Source organism: Pseudomonas sp. 15C, assembly GCF_055484735.1.
In genome coordinates this window covers 112,970-134,078 of record NZ_JBUDGD010000006.1, presented here as the reverse complement: position 1 = coordinate 134,078, position 21,109 = coordinate 112,970, and the positions used below count along the sequence as shown (strand labels likewise).

Genomic DNA, 21,109 nt, shown 5'->3' with positions numbered 1-21,109 from the left:
GCCTGCGAGGGCCGTACGTAGGAGCAAAGCCTTTTGGTTCCTTTTTGGCGTTTGAAAAAGGGACTCGCCGTAAGGGCGAAACCGCCAGCCGCAACACCCCAAAAAACGGATATGCCCCCAAAACAACCAGAGCATGGTCGGCCCAAAGGCCGCCAATACCAAGCCGAAAAAAAGCCCCCAAGGCCTACACCTCAGGGGCTTTCAGAAAAACAAATCAAACCTTAATGATGCTCACGCGTCGCGCGGAATTTCACATCCGGCCAACGCTCTTCCATCAACGCCAGATTCACCCGCGTCGGCGCCAGATAGGTCAAATGCCCACCGCCATCCAATGCCAGGTTCTCCACAGCCTTGTTGGAAAACTCCTCAAGCTTTTTCTTGTCGCTGCACTCGATCCAGCGCGCCGAATACACAGTGATCGGCTCATACGAGCACTCAACCTTGTATTCCTCTTTCAAACGACTCGCGACCACATCGAACTGCAGCACACCGACGGCGCCAAGAATGATGTCGTTGCTGCGCTCCGGGAAGAACACCTGCGTCGCGCCCTCTTCCGCCAACTGCTGCAAGCCCTGACGCAGTTGCTTGGATTTCAGCGGATCACGCAGACGCACACGACGGAACAGTTCCGGGGCGAAGTGCGGAATACCGGTGAAACCCAGGACTTCGCCTTCGCTGAAGGTATCGCCGATCTGGATCGTGCCGTGGTTGTGCAGACCAATGATGTCGCCGGCGTAGGCCTCTTCCAGCTGTTCACGCTCGGAGGAGAAGAACGTCAAGGCGTCGCCGATGCGCACGTCCTTGCCGGTACGCACGTGGCGCATCTTCATGCCTTTCTCGTATTTGCCGGAGCAGATACGCATGAAGGCGATGCGGTCGCGGTGTTTCGGGTCCATGTTCGCCTGGATCTTGAAGATGAAGCCCGAGAACTTCTCTTCGACCGGCTCGACGGTACGCTCGTTGGCGACACGGGCCAGCGGACGCGGCGCCCAATCCACAACGGCGTCGAGCACGTGATCGACACCGAAATTGCCCAGCGCGGTACCGAAGAACACCGGGGTCAGTTGACCGTCGAGGAACTCCTGCTGGTTGAATTCGTGGCAGGCGCCCTGCACCAGTTCCAGTTGTTCGATGAAGCGCTCGTACTCGTCGCCCAGATGCGCGCGCGCCTCGTCGGAGTCGAGTTTCTGGATGATCTTGGTTTCGGTGCGTTCGTGACCGTGGCCCGGGGTGTAGACAATGATGTAGTCATCGGCCAGGTGGTACACGCCCTTGAAGTCGCGGTAGCAGCCGATCGGCCAGGTGATCGGCGCAGCCTTGATCTTCAGAACGGCTTCGATCTCGTCGAGCAGTTCGATCGGGTCGCGGATGTCGCGGTCGAGTTTGTTGATGAAGCTGACGATCGGCGTATCACGCAGACGGCAGACGTCCATCAGCGCGATGGTCCGTGGCTCGACACCTTTACCGCCGTCGAGAACCATCAAGGCCGAGTCCACCGCGGTCAGGGTGCGGTAGGTGTCTTCGGAGAAGTCTTCGTGGCCCGGGGTGTCGAGCAGGTTGATCATGTGTTCGCGATACGGGAACTGCATGACCGACGTGGTAATGGAAATACCCCGCTGCTTCTCCATCTCCATCCAGTCGGATGTCGCATGGCGATCGGATTTACGGGATTTCACCGTACCGGCCACCGCAATCGCCTTGCCCATCAACAGGAGCTTTTCGGTGATCGTGGTTTTACCGGCATCGGGGTGGGAAATAATGGCGAAAGTGCGGCGTTTCGCGACTTCGGCGGCCTGTTGGGTCATGGGAAATCGCCTGGCGGTGATTCAAAAAAGGGCCGCGATTATAGCCCAACTCAGGACAATAACCGAACCGTTGAGCACATTAAGGGTGGCCAAATGCTGCCTCAGATGGGAACCTTTTAAAGCAAGGAGACGTCCATCCCCTGTTACGAAACTTCGTCAGGGGCTGAAAAATCAGCAAGTTAGCCTGACGAGGCTGCGCTCATGGCTCGCTTTCGCACCGCTTGGCCGGTGCTGGAAAACGGCTACTTTTCGCGAACGCTGACTCCGGCAGCCAGGAATGGTTTTGCCACGCGGAGCAGCGCTCGCCGACTACAAAAAAAGGAGTCCGCCTGTGGCTATCCGCTATGGCAAAGGGCTGATGGGAGGTGCGGTGGTGATCGCGCTCCTGGCCCTGCTGGTCCACTGGATCGGCATCAACACGATCGAACACTACCGCGACGATTTGTTGTTTTACCTGCAAGCTCATCTGGTTCTCGTCCTCGCTTCCATGCTGGCCGCCCTCGTCGTGGGCATCCCCGCCGGTATCTTCCTCAGCCGCCCGAACATGGTCGGCCGCGCCGAACGCTTCATGCAGATCTTCAATATCGGCAACACCGTGCCACCGTTGGCCGTGCTCGCGATCGCGCTGGGCATCCTCGGCATCGGCAGCGGCCCGGCGATCTTCGCCTTGTTCCTCGCCTCCCTGTTGCCGATTGTGCGCAACACCTACGAAGGCCTGAAAAATGTCCAGGGCTCGCTGAAAGAAGCGGCCGTCGGCATCGGCATGACCCCGCGCCAGGTGCTGTGGAAAGTCGAATTGCCCAACGCTGTACCGATCATTGTCGGTGGCGTGCGTGTCGCGCTGGCGATCAATGTCGGTACTGCGCCGCTGGCCTTCCTGATCGGCGCCAACAGCCTTGGCAGCCTGATCTTCCCCGGCATCGCCCTGAACAATCAGCCGCAACTGCTGCTCGGCGCCGCGTGCACCGCGCTGCTGGCGTTGTTGCTCGATGGCGTGGTCACCCTTGCCAGCCGTCTCTGGCTGGAACGCGGTTTGCGCCCGTCTTAAGGCTTTGCGAGGAATATTTATGAAACGACTCAGCTTGATCCTAGGCTGCTTCCTGCTGCTTGCAGGAATCGCACAAGCCGCAGAAAAACCGGTGATTCGCCTCGGCGCCCGGGTCTTCACCGAGCAGACCCTGCTCGCCGAAATCACCGCGCAATACCTGCGCAGCAAAGGCTACGACGCGCAGATCACCGGCGGTCTGGGCAGCAACCTCGCCCGCAGCGCCCACGAAAGCGGACAACTGGACCTGCTCTGGGAATACACCGGCGTGTCGCTGGTGGCCTACAACCATGTCAGCGAAAAACTCGACAGCGCGCAGTCCTACGCCCGGGTCAAGGAACTCGACGCGAAGAAAGGCCTGATCTGGCTGACGCCGTCGAAATTCAGCAACACCTACGCCCTCGCCCTGCCGAAAAAAATCGCCGAGGAATATCCACAGATCAGCAACATCAGCCAGCTCAACGACGTGCTGCGCGCCGAAGCCAAGAGCAATCATCTGGTGGCGCTGGATACCGAGTTCGCCAACCGTTCCGACGGGCTCGACGGCATGGTCAAGCTCTACAACATGAACCTGACCCGCAAGAACATCCGCCAGATGGACGCCGGCCTGGTCTACACCGCGCTGCGCAATGGTCAGGTATTCGCCGGTCTGGTCTACACCACCGACGGCCGCCTCAATGCCTTTGGCCTGAAGTTGCTGGCCGACGACAAGCATTACTTCCCCGACTACACCGCCGCGCCCGTAGTGCGTCAGGCCACGCTGGACGCCAATCCGAAACTGGCCGAACAACTCAAGCCGCTGGCCGAGCTGTTCGACGACGAAACCATGCGCCAGCTGAACGCGCGGGTTGACGTCAATCATGAAAGCCCATCGTCCGTTGCCGCCGATTTCCTGCGTCAGCACCCACTGAATTAAGAGAGGAGAAGTCATGGAATTTCTGAACGCCTTTTCCCATCTCGACTGGCAGCAGGTGATGCACCTGACCTGGCAGCACATTACGTTGGTCGGCATCGCCGTGACCCTGGCGATTGTCATCGGTGTGCCGCTGGGTATTCTGATGACGCGCTTTCCCGCTCTCGCCGGTCCGTTGCAGGCCAGCGCCACGGTGCTGCTGACCGTGCCGTCGATCGCGCTGTTTGGCCTGTTGCTGCCGTTCTATTCGAAGTTCGGCCAGGGCCTCGGTCCGCTGCCGGCGATCACCGCAGTGTTCCTGTATTCACTGCTGCCGATCATGCGCAACACCTACCTCGCCCTCACCGGCGTCGAGCCGGGCATTCGTGAAGCCGCGCGCGGCATCGGCATGACCTTCGGCCAGCGCCTGCGCATGGTTGAACTGCCCATCGCGGTGCCAGTGATCCTCGCTGGCGTGCGCACCGCCGTGGTGATGAACATCGGCGTGATGACCATCGCCGCGACCATCGGCGCCGGCGGCCTCGGTGTGTTGATCCTCGCCTCCATCAGCCGCAGCGACATGTCGATGCTCATCGTCGGCGCGCTGCTGGTCAGTCTTCTGGCGATCTTCGCCGACCTCTTCCTGCAGTGGCTGCAACGCTCGCTGACTCCAAAAGGACTCTTGAAATGATCGAACTTCAAAATCTCAGCAAGACTTTCCAAAGCAACGGCAAAGATGTCAAAGCCGTGGACTCGGTGAGCCTGACCGTCAATGAAGGCGAGATCTGTGTATTCCTCGGGCCATCGGGTTGCGGCAAAAGCACCACGCTGAAAATGATCAACCGCTTGATCAAACCGACCTCCGGCAAGATCCTGATCAACGGCGAAGACACCACCGATCTCGACGAAGTGACACTGCGCCGCAACATCGGCTACGTGATCCAGCAGATCGGTCTGTTCCCCAACATGACCATCGAAGAGAACATCGTCGTGGTACCGAAACTGCTCGGCTGGGACAAACAGAAATGCCACGACCGCGCCCGCGAGCTAATGAGCATGATCAAGCTCGAGCCCAAGCAGTATCTGCATCGCTACCCGCGTGAATTGTCCGGTGGTCAGCAGCAGCGTATCGGTGTGATCCGCGCACTCGCAGCCGATGCACCGCTGCTGCTGATGGACGAGCCGTTCGGTGCGGTCGACCCGATCAACCGCGAGATGATCCAAAACGAGTTCTTCGAAATGCAGCGCGCGCTGAACAAGACCGTGATCATGGTCAGCCATGACATCGACGAGGCGATCAAACTCGGCGACAAGATCGCGATCTTCCGCGCCGGCAAACTGCTGCAGATCGATCATCCGGACACGCTGCTCGCGCACCCGGCGGATGATTTCGTCAGCAACTTCGTCGGTCAGGACAGCACGCTCAAACGCCTGCTGTTGGTGAAAGCCGAAGACGCGGCAGACAACGCGCCATCGGTGAGCCCGGAAACGCCGGTGGCCGATGCGCTGGAGTTGATGGACGAACATGACCGTCGTTACGTCGTGGTGACTTGCGCCGAGAACAAGGCGCTGGGCTATGTGCGTCGTCGCGACCTGCATCGCCAGACCGGCACCTGCGCGCAGTTCCTGCGTGAGTTCAACGCCACCGCGGCGTACGACGAGCATCTGCGCATCCTGCTGTCGCGCATGTACGAGTTCAACCGCGCGTGGCTGCCGGTGATGGATGCCGAACGGGTGTTCCTCGGCGAGGTGACGCAGGAGTCGATTGCGGCGTACCTGAGTTCGGGGCGTTCACGGGGGATGAAGACCAATATCGTCTCGCCGGCTGAGGCGATAGTCGCCTGATTCCATCTGCTCAAATGCAATCCCATGCAGGAGTGAGCCTGCTCGCGATGGCGTAATCCCGGTCGACGATATGTTGTCTGGAAAAAAACTATCGCGAGCAGGCTCACTCCTACAGGGATCGGTGCGAATTTCCGGCCTTCACAAGGCGGAAAAGAATCTCAACACCCGCCCCGCTGACTGGCTCTCGGACCTACCATCCCAAACAGTCAAAATCCCCCTCACACCGCCCTCTCGCCGCTAACATCGCCGATGTTGCAGTCATCACACTTACCACTGACTTCGCCGCCAAAAGCCGCGAACGTGCAGGTATGTTTAACACTCGAAAAATCGCCGGGAACATCTTTCCGTCATCTCGGTCGGCTACAAGGAGTGATGAACGCGTCGCACGTCAGAAGCGTGCAAAAACGAGACATTTTTAGTTGATCTCAACCCCCTCACGCCCTAAAGTTCGCGCCGAACGTCCATGCTGGAAACGATCCATCCGGCTCAAGTACTGACGACGAGACAGCAAGGCCAAGGGATAGCGGCACATCCCTGGGCCTTTTTGCTTTCGGCGACATGCCTTGGGAAGTAGGCGAACCAAAGTGGGGATACGGAGGGCGTTCATTTGCACCCATTGATACTTTTTGTTTGCCAGTAGGAGTTCCCAGCATGTCGATCAAGGTCGAAGATTATTTCGCGCGCGCCACTTTTGACAAAATGAAGGCGTTCGCCGACAAACAGGAAACCCCGTTCGTGGTGATCGACACCGCGATGATCGCCCAGGCCTACGATGACCTGCGCGCCGGTTTCGAATTCGCCAAGGTCTACTACGCGGTCAAGGCCAACCCGGCGGTCGAGATCATCGATCTGCTCAAAGACAAGGGTTCGAGCTTCGACATCGCTTCGATCTACGAGCTGGACAAGGTCATGGACCGCGGCGTCAGCGCCGACCGTATCAGCTACGGCAACACCATCAAAAAGTCCAAGGACATCCGCTACTTCTACGAGAAGGGCGTGCGGCTGTTCTCCACCGACTCCGAAGCCGACCTGCGCAACATCGCCAAGGCCGCGCCGGGCTCGAAAGTCTATGTACGTATTCTCACCGAAGGCTCGACCACCGCTGATTGGCCATTGTCGCGCAAGTTCGGTTGCCAGACCGACATGGCCATGGACCTGCTGATCCTCGCCCGTGACCTCGGTCTGGTGCCCTACGGCATCTCGTTCCACGTCGGTTCGCAGCAGCGCGACATCAGCGTCTGGGACGCGGCAATCGCCAAGGTCAAAGTGATCTTCGAGCGCCTGAAAGAAGAAGACGGCATCCACCTCAAGCTGATCAACATGGGCGGCGGCTTTCCGGCCAACTACATCACCCGCACCAACAGCCTGGAAACCTACGCTGAAGAAATCATCCGCTTCCTTAAAGAAGACTTCGGTGATGACCTGCCGGAAATCATTCTGGAACCAGGCCGTTCGTTGATCGCCAACGCCGGCATTCTGGTCAGCGAAGTGGTACTGGTGGCGCGTAAATCCCGCACTGCGGTCGAGCGCTGGGTGTACACCGATGTGGGCAAGTTCTCCGGCCTGATCGAAACCATGGACGAAGCGATCAAGTTCCCGATCTGGACCGAGAAGAAAGGCGAGATGGAAGAAGTGGTCATCGCCGGCCCGACATGCGACAGCGCTGACATCATGTACGAGAACTACAAGTACGGTCTGCCGCTGAACCTGGCGATTGGTGATCGTCTGTACTGGTTGTCGACCGGTGCGTATACCACTAGTTACAGCGCCGTGGAGTTCAACGGCTTTCCGCCGTTGAAGTCCTATTACGTGTAAATCAATGCTCTGAATGAAAAGGCCCTCACAGGGCCTTTTTTAATGACGCAGCCATGTTTCAAGGTGGTTGAGCATCGCCATGAACGCTTCGGCTTGCTCTTTCGCCGCAGCCAGTCTGGAATTCAGCTGGCCGAGGGTCGACACACGCTCTGCCGTTAACAGCTCTTGAATGGCCGTGTCCATGCGTACTCCTGTTTCCTCAAGATTCATGCAGATTTGCATGCTGACAGACGCCACGGCGTTGAACAATCCGGTAACACCGGCCTTGTATTCCCCGGCCCGGATCAGCGGATCCGCTGAAGAGTACGCCGTATCCCACATCGGTTGGGTGCGCCTCTCGCTAAACAACTCCTGGACGACTGTCGGCTGGGGATGACACTGGCAGGAGCGGTGATCCATTGCCCTGGCAAACACCGATTTAATGCCGAACGACTCGTCATGCACTTCGACCATTGTATATTTGAGCTGGCGTATCATTGCCCTCAGCCTGTACAGGCGAAGCACCAGTTCGTGGACCAGATCCGATACATCGGTTGGCGGAAACAATATCCAGGTCGGCGACCGGGACAAACTGTACAAGTTGAAGTCCACCTCGCTGAGAAGTGAATGTCGTGAGTTATTTTTGGTGATTTCCAATGACTCGCGTGTAAACGTCAGCAGTTCCGAGACGAAAGCACTGCACTTTTGCTCGACATCTTCAGTGCGTCTCCAGAAGTCACGCAAGTAGCGTTCATTGAACGGGATATTGTTCAGGCGCGAGTCGCTGGCCAATACCGCCAGTGCATGACCGCTGGACCTACGGCGCTCGAAAACCACTGGGATATTGGCGGTGACGGTGTGAACAGAGCCGAGAAATGCAGTGTAGCGATCCAGAGCGCGCCGCTGCTCTGCAGAAAACTCATAGGCGAATAAATTCATGATTATTCGAAAGCGATGGGCAAGCAACCCACCGCTCCCGACTCCTTGTTATTGAATCTGCCTTAGATATTTGACCACGTCGTCAATACGGGCGATGGCAGTAGCCGCTCGCTCCTCGACGTGTTGTGCCTTGTTCTGCTCGAAGTCTCGGCATAACGAATAAGAAACGGCTTCCAGATTCGAGTACTCATCCACATACTTCCAGCGCTCGTCGTCCAGTCGATCCAGCACGGTGACCAATCGAATCTTCCCGTCGATCCGGGTGATCTCTCGTTGGCAATTTCTCACCCGTGTGCGCAAGTCGGCCGCTTTATCCTTGAGCCTGTCGTAGAACGCCAGCATGTTGAAGAAAGAAATCGCCTCACCGATACCCGAGATCATTTTTTTCAAGGTATCGATGGCCAGCAGTGCAATTTGAACCTGAGGTGGGGCCAGACCCAGGGCTTGCAGGCGGTCCAGCGTTAGCTGCGCTTGCTCACCGATCTTCTCCACGCCGGCCTTGCCGATCAAATCGATACCATCGGAAACCACTTTCATCTCTGCTTCGAGATCGATCAGTTTCTCTTCAGCATTGATTTTCAATGCTTGCGATGCCTCACTATCCTGTTGCAACGTCACCACCCAACCCTGCGAAGTGGCCCGATCATAAGCAGTGCTCATTCCGTTGCGCGAGCCCTTCAGGTTTTGATATCGCTCCGAAAGCTTGTTGAAGATGCCCTTGAGTTGTAACTCCATATCTTCGTGAATATCTTGCTCATCATCTGGCGCACCAAGCTCCGCCTGAAGATCCATGAGTTTGGATTGTGCACGTTGCAGATGCATAACATTCTTCTGTGCCTGATCACGAATATCGAATACCGCTTTCTGAACAGCGAGGCAGATGGCATTCATGCTGCTGACTGTTCCCGGTTGATAATCGAACTGTTCAAACAGCACTTGCGCCGTGGTATTTTCTGCCTGAATCAGGCCAGCGTAATTACGCAAAGCCGCCATGTTTACGTCTGGATAAGCTGAATAATTTTTTGGTGATAGCATGAGCGTCCTGCTCCTGAATGTTTGAAGGCTGTTTCCATACTCTTGTTCAGCTGCCGCGAAGACACCTACAAGTTGATCGGCACTGATTTGGATCTGCTCCCACGGATCGATCACCCCAAGAAGCTGATTTTTAAAACGCCTCAAAGAAGTTGCTTCTCCAAGGAGATCGGCATCGCTGACCGACGCACTGATGTAAGCACTCAGCGCATTCCACACCAACATCAGGTTTTGCGTCGCCAGCTCAGCCTCGATCGCTACATAGTTTAGATTTTGCAAGTCGTCGCGCACTTTGTTCAACGAACTCAGTGTCTGGTTCTTGCTGGCCATTTTCTGATTGTCCGCTTGTTGCTCGTCTTTAAGCCTGTTTCGATCCTTGCGAATTTCCTCTGCTTTTATGCCCCCATAAATACCGAGAATCAATCCGACAATATTCAGCTTCGCTGCCTCCTTGATCGCTTCCTCAACCATTTGATCGTATCGTTTGTTAAGGTCATCAATCTCCTTCGAGCGCTGGTCGATCACGTCTTGTAGCGCCTGAATGTCCGCCTGATAGGTATTTCTCGAGACGAACTCCAGTCGGCGCCGGATTTCCGGTAACACTTTAGTGCGCATGTCGGTACCAAACGTGTCCAGCTTGCCGCGGACCTCCTGGGCTTTCCGATGGCACTCGCTGATCTTGTTGAGTAAACCCTTAAGGTATTCACCGATCTCTTTAACGTCGGCAGCGGGCACGTTCAGGTCGGGGAGATCGGGAAACTTTTGCTTGAGTTTCAGAAACTCTTCCGGTGTGTTGATATTGTGTTCTTCCAGGTACCGGGAAACTTTCAGATCTTCATAGACCTCGACAATATCCCGACCCATACGGATGATGCTGCCCGCGAAGATATTCAGATGGGTGCCAGTGAGTTTGATGTCCTCACGCAATGTGGACCAGCCTTTGGCGTGATCATAGACCATGGTGAAAGTTGATAGAAATTCCTCGGGCTTCAGGCCTGTACCGCCGCCATCACCGGCGCCATAATTCAAATAGGCAATAACATCCTGCAACCGAATCGGCAGAGACAAACCAAGCACTTCATACTTTCTTAAACTGATGATTTGTTCTTTGGTCAACTGAATGCCAACACCCCGATGGTATTCCTGGCCCTCACCGACTGACGCAGCGATAAATACTTGAGGCGCTTTTATAGCGGCCTCGACAATCTTGTTATCCACTCTGATTCCCATAAGAAACTCCTTGTTTCTCCGGACATTCAACAAAAATTATTTTCGATATCCGCTACAAGAACATTTCAATTAATCGAACAGCGGCATCGCAAAAACACCTTATGACAACAAGCTAAAAACCAACAAGCCGTTATATGTGAACAATCACTACGAGACGACTACCAAGCCGAGCAGCCGCCTTTGATTATCTAGAAAATTTAACTTACTGACTTGCAACAAAACCAAGCTATTACACGCCGATCAAACTTGATAAGCGCATACGATAAGCCTCGCCCATTGCGCGAATCCTCGGGTGCCCTGCTGTCATCAGCGACTCGCCGGCAACCCGCAGGAATTTTTCGTTACCTGCAATCAGCGCTTTGCCCAGCCAGCCAAGCGCATCTTCTATTTGCCCCGCTTCGGCGAGCATGGCGGCGTGACTGAATTGTCCACGAAAGTCCCCGGACTCAGCGGCACAGCGATACCATTCACGTGCCGCCCGCAAATCCTGGGGACAATGCTGACCTTCTTCCAGATAACGACCCAACAGATTCATCGATTTGGCGTGTCCCGACTCGGCAGCACGACGGTACAGGTCCAAGGCCTGCGCCTGGTTTTGCGCGATGCCCCGTCCGGTGGCGAGAAGGTTAGCGAGGTTGTACATCGCCCAATCCAGCCCGGCCTCGGCGGCGATACGATAATGCTGCGCCGCCATCGACGCATCCGCCCCACAACCCCAGCCATGCTCATGACAACGCCCGAGCATGTTGCGCGCCATCAGATGCCCACGCCCGGCGGCGATGCCGAACCAGCGCAGCGCCAGCGGTTGATCCTGGGCGATGCCTCGGCCGTCGAGCAAAATCTGCCCGAGCAACGCCTGCGCTTCGATCTCGCCTTCACCTGCTGCCAGCAGAATCGCCTGTGCAGCACGGCCCGGGCTTTCTTCGAGCATCACTGCCAGATCAGCAACGTCCAGCATTTCCTCGCGGCGCAGCTGGAAGCTCATACCTCGACCCAGCGTCGCAACAGGTTGTGATAGGTGCCGGTGAGGCGGATCAGCGAGGGATGGTCGGGCACGTCGTTAGTGAGCTGCTGAATCGCGCCGTCCATTTCGAACAGCAACGCGCGCTGACTGTCCTCGCGTACCAGACTTTGCGTCCAGAAAAACGACGCATAACGCGCGCCGCGAGTGACGGCGTTGACCTTGTGCAGACTGGTGCCCGGATACAACACCATGTCGCCGGCGGGCAGCTTCACTCGCTGGGTGCCGTAGGTGTCCTGAATCTCCAGCTCGCCGCCGTCGTAATCTTCGGGCTCACTGAAAAACAGCGTGGCCGACAGATCGGTGCGCACGCGCTCGATGCTGCCCTTGGGTTGGCGCACGGCGTTGTCGATGTGGAAATCGAAACTGCCACCGGCCGTGTAGCAGTTGATCAACGGTGGGAAGACCTTGTGCGGCAGCGCGGCCGACATGAACAACGGGTTTTTCCACAGCCGCTCCAGCATTGCCGCGCCGATCTCCTTGGCCAGCGGATGGCCTTCGGGCAGTTGCAGATTGTGCTTGGCCTTGGCCGATTGAAAGCCTGCGGTGATTTTGCCATCGGACCAGTCGGCCTGCTCCAACGCCTGGCGAATGCGCTGCACCTCTTCTTTGGCGAACAGTCCGGGAATGTGCAGCAGCATGGCGATGTCACCTGATGGCAAATAGGCGGCAATGGTATTGATTCTTATTGACCGTGTAAAACCCGCGGGACGAACGAACTGGCAAAAACCGTAAGGTTAAATTGTAAAGAATGTAAATTTGTCGCGAATAGTAATTTTTCGCAATTGATACAAATACCTGTTTACCCTATATTCCGCCGCCTCAAATCCTTGGGGAGGGGAATAAAAATGGCACGTCAACACGCACAATTACCGGTCAGTTCACCACGTCTGCTCGCCTCTGCAATCGGTGTGGCAATCACCGCTGGCTCCGCAGGCCAGATGGTATTCGCCGCCGAAAAGACCGAGAGCAAAGCCTCCGGTAACGCCATCGCCCTGGACGCCACCGCCATCACGGGCGAAGCCCAGGACCCGACGTCCTATCAGGTCGAGAAGGCCTCCTCGCCCAAGTACACCGCACCGCTGGTCGATACGCCGCGCTCGGTCACTGTCATTCCGCAACAAGTACTGAAAGACACCGGTGCCCTGAACATGCAGGACGCGCTGCGCACCGTGCCGGGCATCACCTTCGGCGCCGGTGAAGGTGGCAACCCGCAGGGCGACCGTCCGTTCATCCGTGGTTTCGATGCACAGGGCGACACCTACCTGGACGGCGTGCGTGACACCGGCTCGCAAAGCCGCGAGATCTTCGCTGTCGAGAACATCGAAGTCAGCAAGGGCCCGAACTCCGCCATCGGCGGTCGTGGCGCGGCAGGCGGCAGCATTAACCTGGTGAGCAAGAAAGCCCATCTGGGTAATTCGTTCGATGGCGGCTTCACCTACGGCTCCGACCAGACCCAGCGCTACACCCTTGACGGCAACTATCAGTTCAGCGACAGCGCTGCCGGCCGTTTGAACCTGATGAGCCACGAGAGCAACGTCGCCGGCCGTGACAAGGTCGATTACGACCGTTGGGGCATCGCGCCGTCGCTGGCGTTTGGCCTGGGCACCGACACCCGCGTCAACCTCGATTACTACCATCTGGAAAGCAACGACACGCCGGATTCGGGCATCCCTTATACCCTGTCGAACCCGCGCACCAAGTCCAACCCGGACAAGCCGTACGCCGGTGGCGATGACAGCAACTTCTACGGTCTGGACCGCGACTTCCGCAAGGGCCGCACCGACACCGCGACCTTCGCCATCGAGCATGACCTGAACGATTCGCTGACGCTCAAGAACACCCTGCGCCACGGCACCAGCATGCAGGATTACATCCTCACCCAGCCGGACGACAGCAAGGGCAACGTCAACAATGGCAGCGTCTGGCGCCGAGCGAATACGCGGGTGAGCAACACCGAAACCACCACCAACCAGACCGACCTGTTTGGCACCTTCTACGTGGCCGGTTTCAAGAACAGCTTCTCCACCGGGGTCGAATACACCCGCGAGCAGAGCGAGAAATCCTCGTACAACGTCAACACCGATACCACGCCGCGCACCAGCGCCGTAACGACCAACTGCAACCCGGGCCTGATCGGCGCGGCCAGCGGTTACAACTGCACCTCGCTGTCGAATCCGAACCCGAACGATCCGTGGAACGGCGCGATCTCGCGCAACTACGCCGGCACGGACACCCAGGCCGACACTTACGCACTGTACGTGTTCGACACCCTGGAGCTGTCCGAGCGATGGCTGGTCAACATGGGCCTGCGTTACGACCACTTCGATACCGATTACAAGACCTACAACGCAGCCGGTCGCACCACCTCCAAGGGCGATGACACCAGCGAGTTCGTCACCGGCCAGTTCGGCGTGGTCTACAAGCCGGCGGAAAACGGCAGCATTTATGCTTCCTACGCCACCTCGGCCACCCCGCCGGGCAACACCTTGGGCGAAGGTCAGGAAGGCAATCCGCTGGGCGGCACGCCGGATCGCAGCGGCAACCTGCTGAGCAGCGACATGGAGCCGGAAACCACCAAGAACTACGAGATCGGCACCAAGTGGGATCTGCTCAATGATCGCCTGTCGCTGACCGCTGACATCTTCCGTACCGAGAAAGAAAACGCCCGCGTGCAGGTTGATACCAGCTCGTACGAAAACGCCGGAAAGACCCGCGTACAAGGTTTCGAGCTGTCGGCCAGCGGCAAGCTCACCGACAAGTGGCAGGTGTTCGCCGGGTACGCGTTCATGGACAGCGAACAGGTTGACGGCGGTCCGTTGGGCCGCGCCAACGACGGCAACGACTTGCCGAACACACCGAAAAACAGCGCCAGCCTGTGGACCACTTACCAGGTCACACCAAAGCTGACGATCGGCGGTGGCGCGTTCTACGTCGACGACGTCTACGGCAGTGTCGCCAACACCACGATGGTCGATTCCTATGTACGTTACGACGCGATGGCCGCCTACAAGCTGACCAAGAACGTCGACCTGCAACTCAACGTGCAGAACCTGACCGACGAAACCTATTACGACAAAGCCTTCTCGACCCACTTCGCCAACCAGGCGGCGGGCCGTACGGCGCTGTTGAGCACCAATTTCCACTTCTGATAACAGTGGAACCTGTAGGAGTGAGCCTGCTCGCGATAGCTATCTGTCAGAGAAATCAATGCTGACTGACACACCGCTATCGCGAGCAGGCTCACTCCTACACAGGATATGCCGCAAGGCCTGGCCCCGTTCATTCAATTGAACGGGGCTTTTGCGTGTTACGAAAAACGCTTCACGACAACCCACGGCATAATGCGCGCCGTGATGACAACTTTCGAACGGACGGCGAGTGACGTGTTGAAGAAAACCCTGTTCCAGTTGCACTGGTTTTTTGGCATCACCGCGGGGCTGGTGCTGGCCTTGATGGGCATCACCGGGGCGGCCTATTCGTTTCAGGACGAAATCCTGCGGGCGCTGAATCCTTCCGTCCTGCAAGTGGAAAAACAGGTCGCCGGGGTGCTGCCGCCTGTCGAACTGGTGGAGCGCATCGAAGGCGCGTCCGGCAAGAAAGTCGCCATGCTCTGGGTCGAAACCGACAGTGGCAACGCGGCGCGGGTGTATTTCACGCCGCCCAAAGGCGAGCGGCGCGGCGAAATGCGCTACTTCGACCCGTACACCGCCGAGTTCAAGGGCGATGCCGTCGGCCAGGATTTCTTCGGCCTGATGCTGCAACTGCACCGCTTCCTGGCAATGGGCGACACCGGGCGCAACATCACCGGCGCCTGCACCTTGATGCTGCTGTTTTTCTGCCTGTCGGGCTTGTATCTGCGCTGGCCACGGCAGTGGAGCAGCTGGCGCGTGTGGCTGACTCTGGACTGGAAGAAAAAAGGTCGGGCGTTCAACTGGGATTTGCATTCGGTGGCTGGCACCTGGTGCCTGCTGGTGTATCTGCTGCTGGCGCTGACCGGGTTGTCGTGGTCCTACGAGTGGTACAACAAAGGCCTGACCCGCCTGCTTTCCGATGCGCCGCAAAACGAGCGTGTGCGCGGCGGTCGTGGTCCGGCCCCCGAAGGTCCTGCACCGACCGCCGACTACGCAGCGATGTGGAGCAGCATTTACAGCGCCGCCGGCCCTGGCCTGTCCGCCTACAACATCCGCATGCCGCCCGTGGCCGGCCAGCCGGCGACGGTGTTCTACCTGCTCGACAGCTCGCCGCATGATCGTGCGCTGAACCAGATCACCCTCGACCCGGCCACCGGGCTGGTCAAACGCGTCGACCGCTACGCAGACAAAAGCTTCAAGGCACAACTGCTGACCAGCATTTATGCGCTGCACGTCGGCAGCTATTTCGGCCTCGTCGGGCGCATCATCGTGACCCTTGCGGCGGTGTGCATGCCGCTGTTCTTTATCACGGGATGGCTGCTTTACCTCGATCGCCGGCGCAAGAAAAAGCAGATCAAGGATGCGCGCAAAGGGCTTGAGCAACCGGCCGGCGATGCCTCGGCGTGGCTGGTCGGCTTCGCCAGCCAGAGCGGTTTTGCCGAGCAACTGGCCTGGCAGACCGCCGGCCAATTGCAAGCCGCCGGTTTGCCGGTCAACGTGCAGCCACTGGCCAATGTCAGCGAGCAGGATCTGCGCGCATCGAGCAATGCGCTGTTCGTGGTCAGTACCTTTGGCGACGGCGAAGCCCCGGACAGCGCGCGCGGTTTCGAGCGCAAGGTGCTGAGCCGGGCCGCAACCCTCGACAGCCTGAACTACGCGGTGCTGGGCCTCGGCGACCGCCAGTACGCACACTTCTGCGGCTTCGCCAAACGCCTGCACCAATGGCTGAGCGAGCACGGCGGCAAGACCTTGTTCGCGCCGGTAGAAGTCGACAGCGGCGATCCCTACGCTTTGCGTCACTGGCAAACCCAACTCGGCCAGCTCACCGGACAGGCGCCGACCGAAACCTGGCAGGCGCCGAGCTACGCCAACTGGACGCTGGTGCGGCGCGAACTGATGAACCCCGACAGCAGCGGCGCGCCGGTTTATCTGCTAGGCCTCAAAGCTCCCGATACCAGCAGCTGGCTGGCCGGCGATCTGGTCGAAGTGCTGCCGCGCAATTGCCCATGGGCGATTGAACATTTCCTCGACGGCCTCGGCATTCGTGGCGAGACCACGGTGAAAATCAACGGCCTCAGCGAGCCGCTGGAAGTGGCACTGGCCTCGCGCCAATTGCCGGAACACCGCGCACATCTGGTCGGCCTGCATGCGCAATCGCTGGTCGATGCGATGGTGCCTCTGGCCATGCGCGAATATTCGATCGCCTCGATCACCGACGACGGCGTGCTGGAACTGATCGTGCGTCAGGAACAGCACGCCGACGGCACGCTCGGCATCGGTTCCGGCTGGTTGACCGAACACGCACCCGTGGGCGGCAGCATCAGCCTGCGCGTGCGCCGCAACAGCGGTTTCCATCTGCCCAACGAGCCCGTGCCGATGATTCTGCTGGGCAACGGCACCGGTCTGGCCGGCTTGCGCAGCTTGCTCAAGGCACGGATTGCCGACGGTCAGCAACGTCAATGGCTGCTGTTTGGCGAGCGTAATCGTGAGCACGACTTCCTCTGCCGCGCTGAGCTGGAAGAGTGGCTGATCAACGGCGATCTGGCGCGCCTGGACCTGGCGTTTTCCCGCGATCAGGCCGAGAAGGTTTATGTGCAGAATCGCTTGCGTGAATCGGCGCAAGAGCTGAAGCAATGGCTGGCGGAGGGTGCGGTGATTTACGTCTGTGGAAGCCTTCACGGGATGGCCTCAGGCGTGGATCAGGTGCTCACCGATATCCTCGGCAGCGCCGAAGTCGAACGCCTGATCGAACAGGGCCGCTACCGCCGCGACGTTTACTAACGCCTCCGATCCCTGTAGGAGTGAGCCTGCTCGCGATAGCGGTGTGTCAGTCAGCATCAATTTCTCTGACAGATAGCTATCGCGAGCAGGCTCACTCCTACAGGGGACTGCGGTGTTACTCGAATCAAACCGGCTGCAACTTCTGCTCAAACACCGCCACCCCATCGAGATCCCGCAACACCACACTCATCTCCCCGCTCTGCCCTTCGATGTTCACCTCGCCAAAAAACTGAAACCCGGCAAACGGCGAGGTGTTCTGCGCGGAGGGAGCTTTCTCGAAAACCACTTCTGGCCCAAAGGTTTTATCCAGCGGACTGGGCCCGAAACTCCCGGCATTCAACGGCCCGGCAACGAACTCCCAGAACGGCTCGAAATCCTGAAACGCCGCCCTATCCGGGTGATAGTGATGCGCGGCGCAGTAATGCACATCCGCCGTCAGAAACACGAAATTGCGCACCAGCTGCGCACGCAGGAAGCCGAGTAGTTCGGCGATCTCCAGCTCTCGCCCTTGCGCCGGGCCAGGATCGCCATTGGCCACGGCCTCCCAGCGCGCAACACCCGGTTTGACCTCGCCGTCCGGCACTCCGAGCCCGATGGGCATGTCGGCAGCGATGACTTTCCACTGCGCCTTCGAGGCCTGCAATTCGCGCTTGAGCCAGTCCAGTTGCTCACGCCCGAGAAACGGTTTCGCCGCGCCGAGGTTGTCGTCGTTGGCCTCGCGGTAACTGCGCATATCCAGCACAAACACATCGAGCATCGGCCCATAGCTCAGCTTGCGATAAATCCGCCCGCCGCCATCGGCCGCCTGCAAGCGCATCGGCGCATATTCCAGCCATGCCTGCCGTGCACGCCCGACCAGGGTGTGAATATTTTTTTCCTGATAGCGCTCATCAAGTTGTTTGCCCGGCGACCAGTTGTTGACCACTTCGTGATCGTCCCACTGCCAGATCTGCGGCACTTCGGCGTTGAAGCGGCGAATGTTTTCGTCCATCAGGTTGTAGCGGTAGTTGCCGCGATAGTCGTCGAGGGTCTGCGCGACTTTGCTCTTGGCTTCTGTAGTGAGGTTGCGCCAGATGCGGCCGTCTTCGGTGGTCAGTTGCGCCGGCACCGGGCCGTCGGCATAGATGGTGTCGCCGCTGTGGATGAAGAAGTCCGGCAGGCGCAGGCGCATGGCTTCGTAGATGCGCATGCCGCCAATGTCCGGGTTGATGCCGAAGCCTTGGCCAACGGTGTCGCCGCTCCAGACAAAACGAATGTCGCGTTTCGCCGTGGGGACGCTGCGCAGGTGGCCGAACCATGGTTCGCTGGCTACGCCGGTCTGGGCATCCTCGAAGTACACGCGATAGAAAATCGCCTGATCGGCGGGCAGCCCGGTCAGTTCGACGCGGGCGGTGAAATCGCTGCGGGCGTCGGCCAATGGCGAGACGAATTTGCGCGGGTTGCCGAACAGGCTGCGGGTATCCCACTCGACCACCATGCGTGCCGGGCGATCGCTGCGGCTCCAGATCATCGCGCGGTCGCCGAACAGGTCGCCCGATTGCACGCCATCGGTGAGCTGCGGACGATCCTTGACCGAGGCAATCACCGCCGGCGCCAGCCCCGGCAGCAACAGCCCGGCGCCGACCGCTTGCATGACCCGACGGCGCCCGAGGTTGAAATCGCTCATGGTGTTCTCCCTGCAAAAGGGAAAACTTAAGCATGGCTGTATGAATTCGCCATGACATCAGTCACACCGCAAACAAAATGTAGGAGTGAGCCTGCTCGCGATAGCGGTGGGTCAGTAACATCAATGCATCTGACACACCGCTATCGCGAGCAGGCTCACTCCTACAAGGGGATCGCGGTGTCAGGCCTTGGCCGGTTCCAGCGCCAGCTCAACCACCTCAGGCCGCTTGAGCAGCGCATACACCACTGCCGTCACCAGACTCCCCGCGACAATCGCCAGCAGATACAGCAGCGCATGATTGATCGCATTCGGGATAGCCAGCACAAACAAGCCACCGTGCGGCGCCATCAGTTTGCAGCCGAAATACATCGACAGCGCGCCGGTCAGTGCGCCGCCGGCGATGGCCGCCGGGATCACCCGCAACGGGTCTTTCGCGGCAAACGGGATTGCCCCCTCCGAGATAAAGCACAGGCCGAGCACGAAGGCCGCTTTACCCGCCTCGCGCTCGCTCTGGGCGAACTTGCGCCGGGCAATGAACGTGGCGATGCCCAGACCAATCGGCGGCACCATGCCGGCGGCCATGGTCGCAGCCATCGGGGCGTAACTCTGTGAGGCCAGCAGCCCCACCGAAAACGCATACGCGGCTTTGTTGATCGGCCCGCCGAGGTCGACGCACATCATTGCGCCGAGCAGCACGCCGAGCAGAATCGCGTTGGTGGTGCCCATGCTGTCGAGGAACTGCGTCAGCGCCGCGAGCATGCCGGCGACCGGTTTGCCGACCACGTAAATCATCACCAGACCGGTGATCAGACTGGCGAACAACGGAATGATCAGGATCGGTTTCAGCGCCTCCAGACTTTGCGGCAACGAGACATAACGGCTGATCGCTTTCGCCGCGTAACCGGCAATGAAACCGGCAATGATCCCGCCGATAAACCCGGCCCCCAGCGTGCCCGCCAGCAAACCACCGATCATCCCTGGCGCAAGGCCCGGGCGGTCGGCAATCGAGTAGGCGATGTAGCCGGCCAGCAGCGGCACCATCAATTTGAACGCGGTCTCGCCGCCGATCTGCATCAGCGCCGCCGCCAGCGTGCCCTCTTCCTTGAACGCGGTAATGCCGAAGACGAACGACAGAGCGATCAGCAAACCACCCGCCACGACCATCGGCAGCATGTACGAGACACCGGTCAGCAGGTGTTTGTAGACGCCGGTTTTCTCTGACTTGGCCGGGGCCGTGCCCTCGCCTGCCGCGCTTTCAACAACGCCTTCGGCCAGGGCCTTTTTCAGCGTGGCCTCGGACTGCTTCAAGGCGATGCCGGTGCCGCAGCGATAGATCTTCTTGCCAGCGAAACGCTCGGTGGCGACATCGATGTCCGCCGCCAGCAGGACCACGTCGGCGTCGGCAATCGCCGCTGCGCTCAACGGGGTTTTCGCGCCCACCGAGCCTTGGGTTTCGATCTGCAATTCGTAGCCCAGGCGCTTGGCCGTCTGCTGCAACGCTTCGGCCGCCATGAAGGTGTGGGCGACGCCGGTCGGGCACGCGGTGATCGCGACGATGCGCGGCGCACGCGACGTGTCTGCCGCCGGTTGTGCTTCACTGGCAACGTAGACCTCGGCCTCTTCAGCACCACGGCGCAGCACTGCTTCCACATCCTGCAACGCCTGCGCCGGGGCAATCTGGAACACCCGCTTGCCGACGAAACGGTTCATGTCGACCGGACCGGTGGTCACCAGCAAAACCCACTCCGCCGCTTCGATGGTCGCCGCCGACAACTCGCGCTCCGGGTGTGCCGGATCAACCACTTCGACGCTGGTGCTCCAGCCCTGACGCTGCGCTGCGGCATCAAGCAAGCGTGCGCACAGCACACTGGTGACCATGCCGTTCGGGCAAGCCGTAACAATGGCTAACTTCATCACAAACCCTC

General features: G+C 59.0%; 14 protein-coding genes. 7 read left to right on the top strand and 7 right to left on the bottom strand.

Translation table 11 applies throughout. The annotated features are described in order from the left end of the window. Positions 1 to 221: 221 nt before the first annotated feature. On the bottom strand, positions 222 to 1,805 hold the full coding sequence (locus tag ACYYKW_RS05910; RefSeq protein WP_093104726.1) for a peptide chain release factor 3: 1,584 nt from the start codon (positions 1,803 to 1,805) through the stop codon (positions 222 to 224). Between the two features lie 358 nt (positions 1,806 to 2,163). Between ACYYKW_RS05910 and ACYYKW_RS05905 the strand changes: the two genes are divergently transcribed. The 5 genes from ACYYKW_RS05905 to ACYYKW_RS05885 all read left to right on the top strand — a co-directional run bounded on the left by ACYYKW_RS05905 (position 2,164) and on the right by ACYYKW_RS05885 (position 7,402). Beyond that, positions 2,164 to 2,853, top strand: a complete 690-nt coding sequence (locus ACYYKW_RS05905; RefSeq protein WP_172833351.1) for an ABC transporter permease — start codon at positions 2,164 to 2,166, stop codon at positions 2,851 to 2,853. 19 nt (positions 2,854 to 2,872) lie between these two features. Further along, positions 2,873 to 3,766 carry a glycine betaine ABC transporter substrate-binding protein gene (locus ACYYKW_RS05900; protein ID WP_464989648.1) on the top strand — a complete coding sequence of 298 codons (894 nt, stop codon included), beginning with the start codon at positions 2,873 to 2,875 and terminating at the stop codon, positions 3,764 to 3,766. Between the two features lie 13 nt (positions 3,767 to 3,779). Further along, positions 3,780 to 4,433 (top strand): ABC transporter permease, encoded by a 654-nt coding sequence (locus tag ACYYKW_RS05895; RefSeq protein WP_090281735.1) that lies wholly within the window; start codon positions 3,780 to 3,782, stop codon positions 4,431 to 4,433. Then, positions 4,430 to 5,587: an osmoprotectant ABC transporter ATP-binding protein OsmV gene (locus ACYYKW_RS05890; protein WP_464989647.1), complete on the top strand. Its 1,158-nt coding sequence runs from the start codon at positions 4,430 to 4,432 to the stop codon at positions 5,585 to 5,587. The genes ACYYKW_RS05895 and ACYYKW_RS05890 overlap by 4 nt, the downstream gene beginning before the upstream one ends. A gap of 651 nt (positions 5,588 to 6,238) precedes the next feature. Beyond that, positions 6,239 to 7,402, top strand: coding sequence for a type III PLP-dependent enzyme (locus tag ACYYKW_RS05885; RefSeq protein WP_090281733.1), 1,164 nt, complete (start codon positions 6,239 to 6,241; stop codon positions 7,400 to 7,402). 39 nt (positions 7,403 to 7,441) lie between these two features. On the opposite strand, the gene ACYYKW_RS05880 is transcribed toward ACYYKW_RS05885, so the two are convergent. The 4 genes from ACYYKW_RS05880 to ACYYKW_RS05865 form a co-directional block, all read right to left on the bottom strand. Continuing rightward, positions 7,442 to 8,320, bottom strand: a complete 879-nt coding sequence (locus tag ACYYKW_RS05880) for a hypothetical protein (RefSeq protein WP_464989646.1) — start codon at positions 8,318 to 8,320, stop codon at positions 7,442 to 7,444. Between the two features lie 48 nt (positions 8,321 to 8,368). Continuing rightward, positions 8,369 to 10,582: an alpha-xenorhabdolysin family binary toxin subunit A gene (locus tag ACYYKW_RS05875; protein WP_464989645.1), complete on the bottom strand. Its 2,214-nt coding sequence runs from the start codon at positions 10,580 to 10,582 to the stop codon at positions 8,369 to 8,371. Positions 10,583 to 10,811: 229 nt separating this feature from the next. After that, a complete protein-coding gene (locus tag ACYYKW_RS05870; RefSeq protein ID WP_464989644.1) occupies positions 10,812 to 11,567 on the bottom strand; it encodes a tetratricopeptide repeat protein in 756 nt (251 codons plus the stop codon). Further along, entirely contained in the window at positions 11,564 to 12,244 is a 681-nt protein-coding gene (locus ACYYKW_RS05865; protein ID WP_464989643.1) for a Fe2+-dependent dioxygenase, read from the bottom strand. The genes ACYYKW_RS05870 and ACYYKW_RS05865 overlap by 4 nt, the downstream gene beginning before the upstream one ends. Before the next feature lie 207 nt (positions 12,245 to 12,451). Here ACYYKW_RS05865 and ACYYKW_RS05860 point away from each other — a divergent pair, with 207 nt between their 5' ends. Both ACYYKW_RS05860 and ACYYKW_RS05855 read left to right on the top strand, forming a co-directional pair. Next, positions 12,452 to 14,755: a TonB-dependent receptor gene (locus tag ACYYKW_RS05860; RefSeq protein ID WP_464989642.1), complete on the top strand. Its 2,304-nt coding sequence runs from the start codon at positions 12,452 to 12,454 to the stop codon at positions 14,753 to 14,755. Between the two features lie 234 nt (positions 14,756 to 14,989). Then, positions 14,990 to 17,518, top strand: coding sequence for a PepSY domain-containing protein (locus tag ACYYKW_RS05855; protein WP_464989651.1), 2,529 nt, complete (start codon positions 14,990 to 14,992; stop codon positions 17,516 to 17,518). A gap of 124 nt (positions 17,519 to 17,642) precedes the next feature. On the opposite strand, the gene ACYYKW_RS05850 is transcribed toward ACYYKW_RS05855, so the two are convergent. Both ACYYKW_RS05850 and ACYYKW_RS05845 read right to left on the bottom strand, forming a co-directional pair. Continuing rightward, positions 17,643 to 19,184 (bottom strand): alkaline phosphatase D family protein, encoded by a 1,542-nt coding sequence (locus ACYYKW_RS05850; protein ID WP_464989641.1) that lies wholly within the window; start codon positions 19,182 to 19,184, stop codon positions 17,643 to 17,645. Between the two features lie 180 nt (positions 19,185 to 19,364). Beyond that, positions 19,365 to 21,098 carry a PTS fructose-like transporter subunit IIB gene (locus ACYYKW_RS05845; protein ID WP_464989640.1) on the bottom strand — a complete coding sequence of 578 codons (1,734 nt, stop codon included), beginning with the start codon at positions 21,096 to 21,098 and terminating at the stop codon, positions 19,365 to 19,367. Positions 21,099 to 21,109 lie beyond the last annotated feature (11 nt).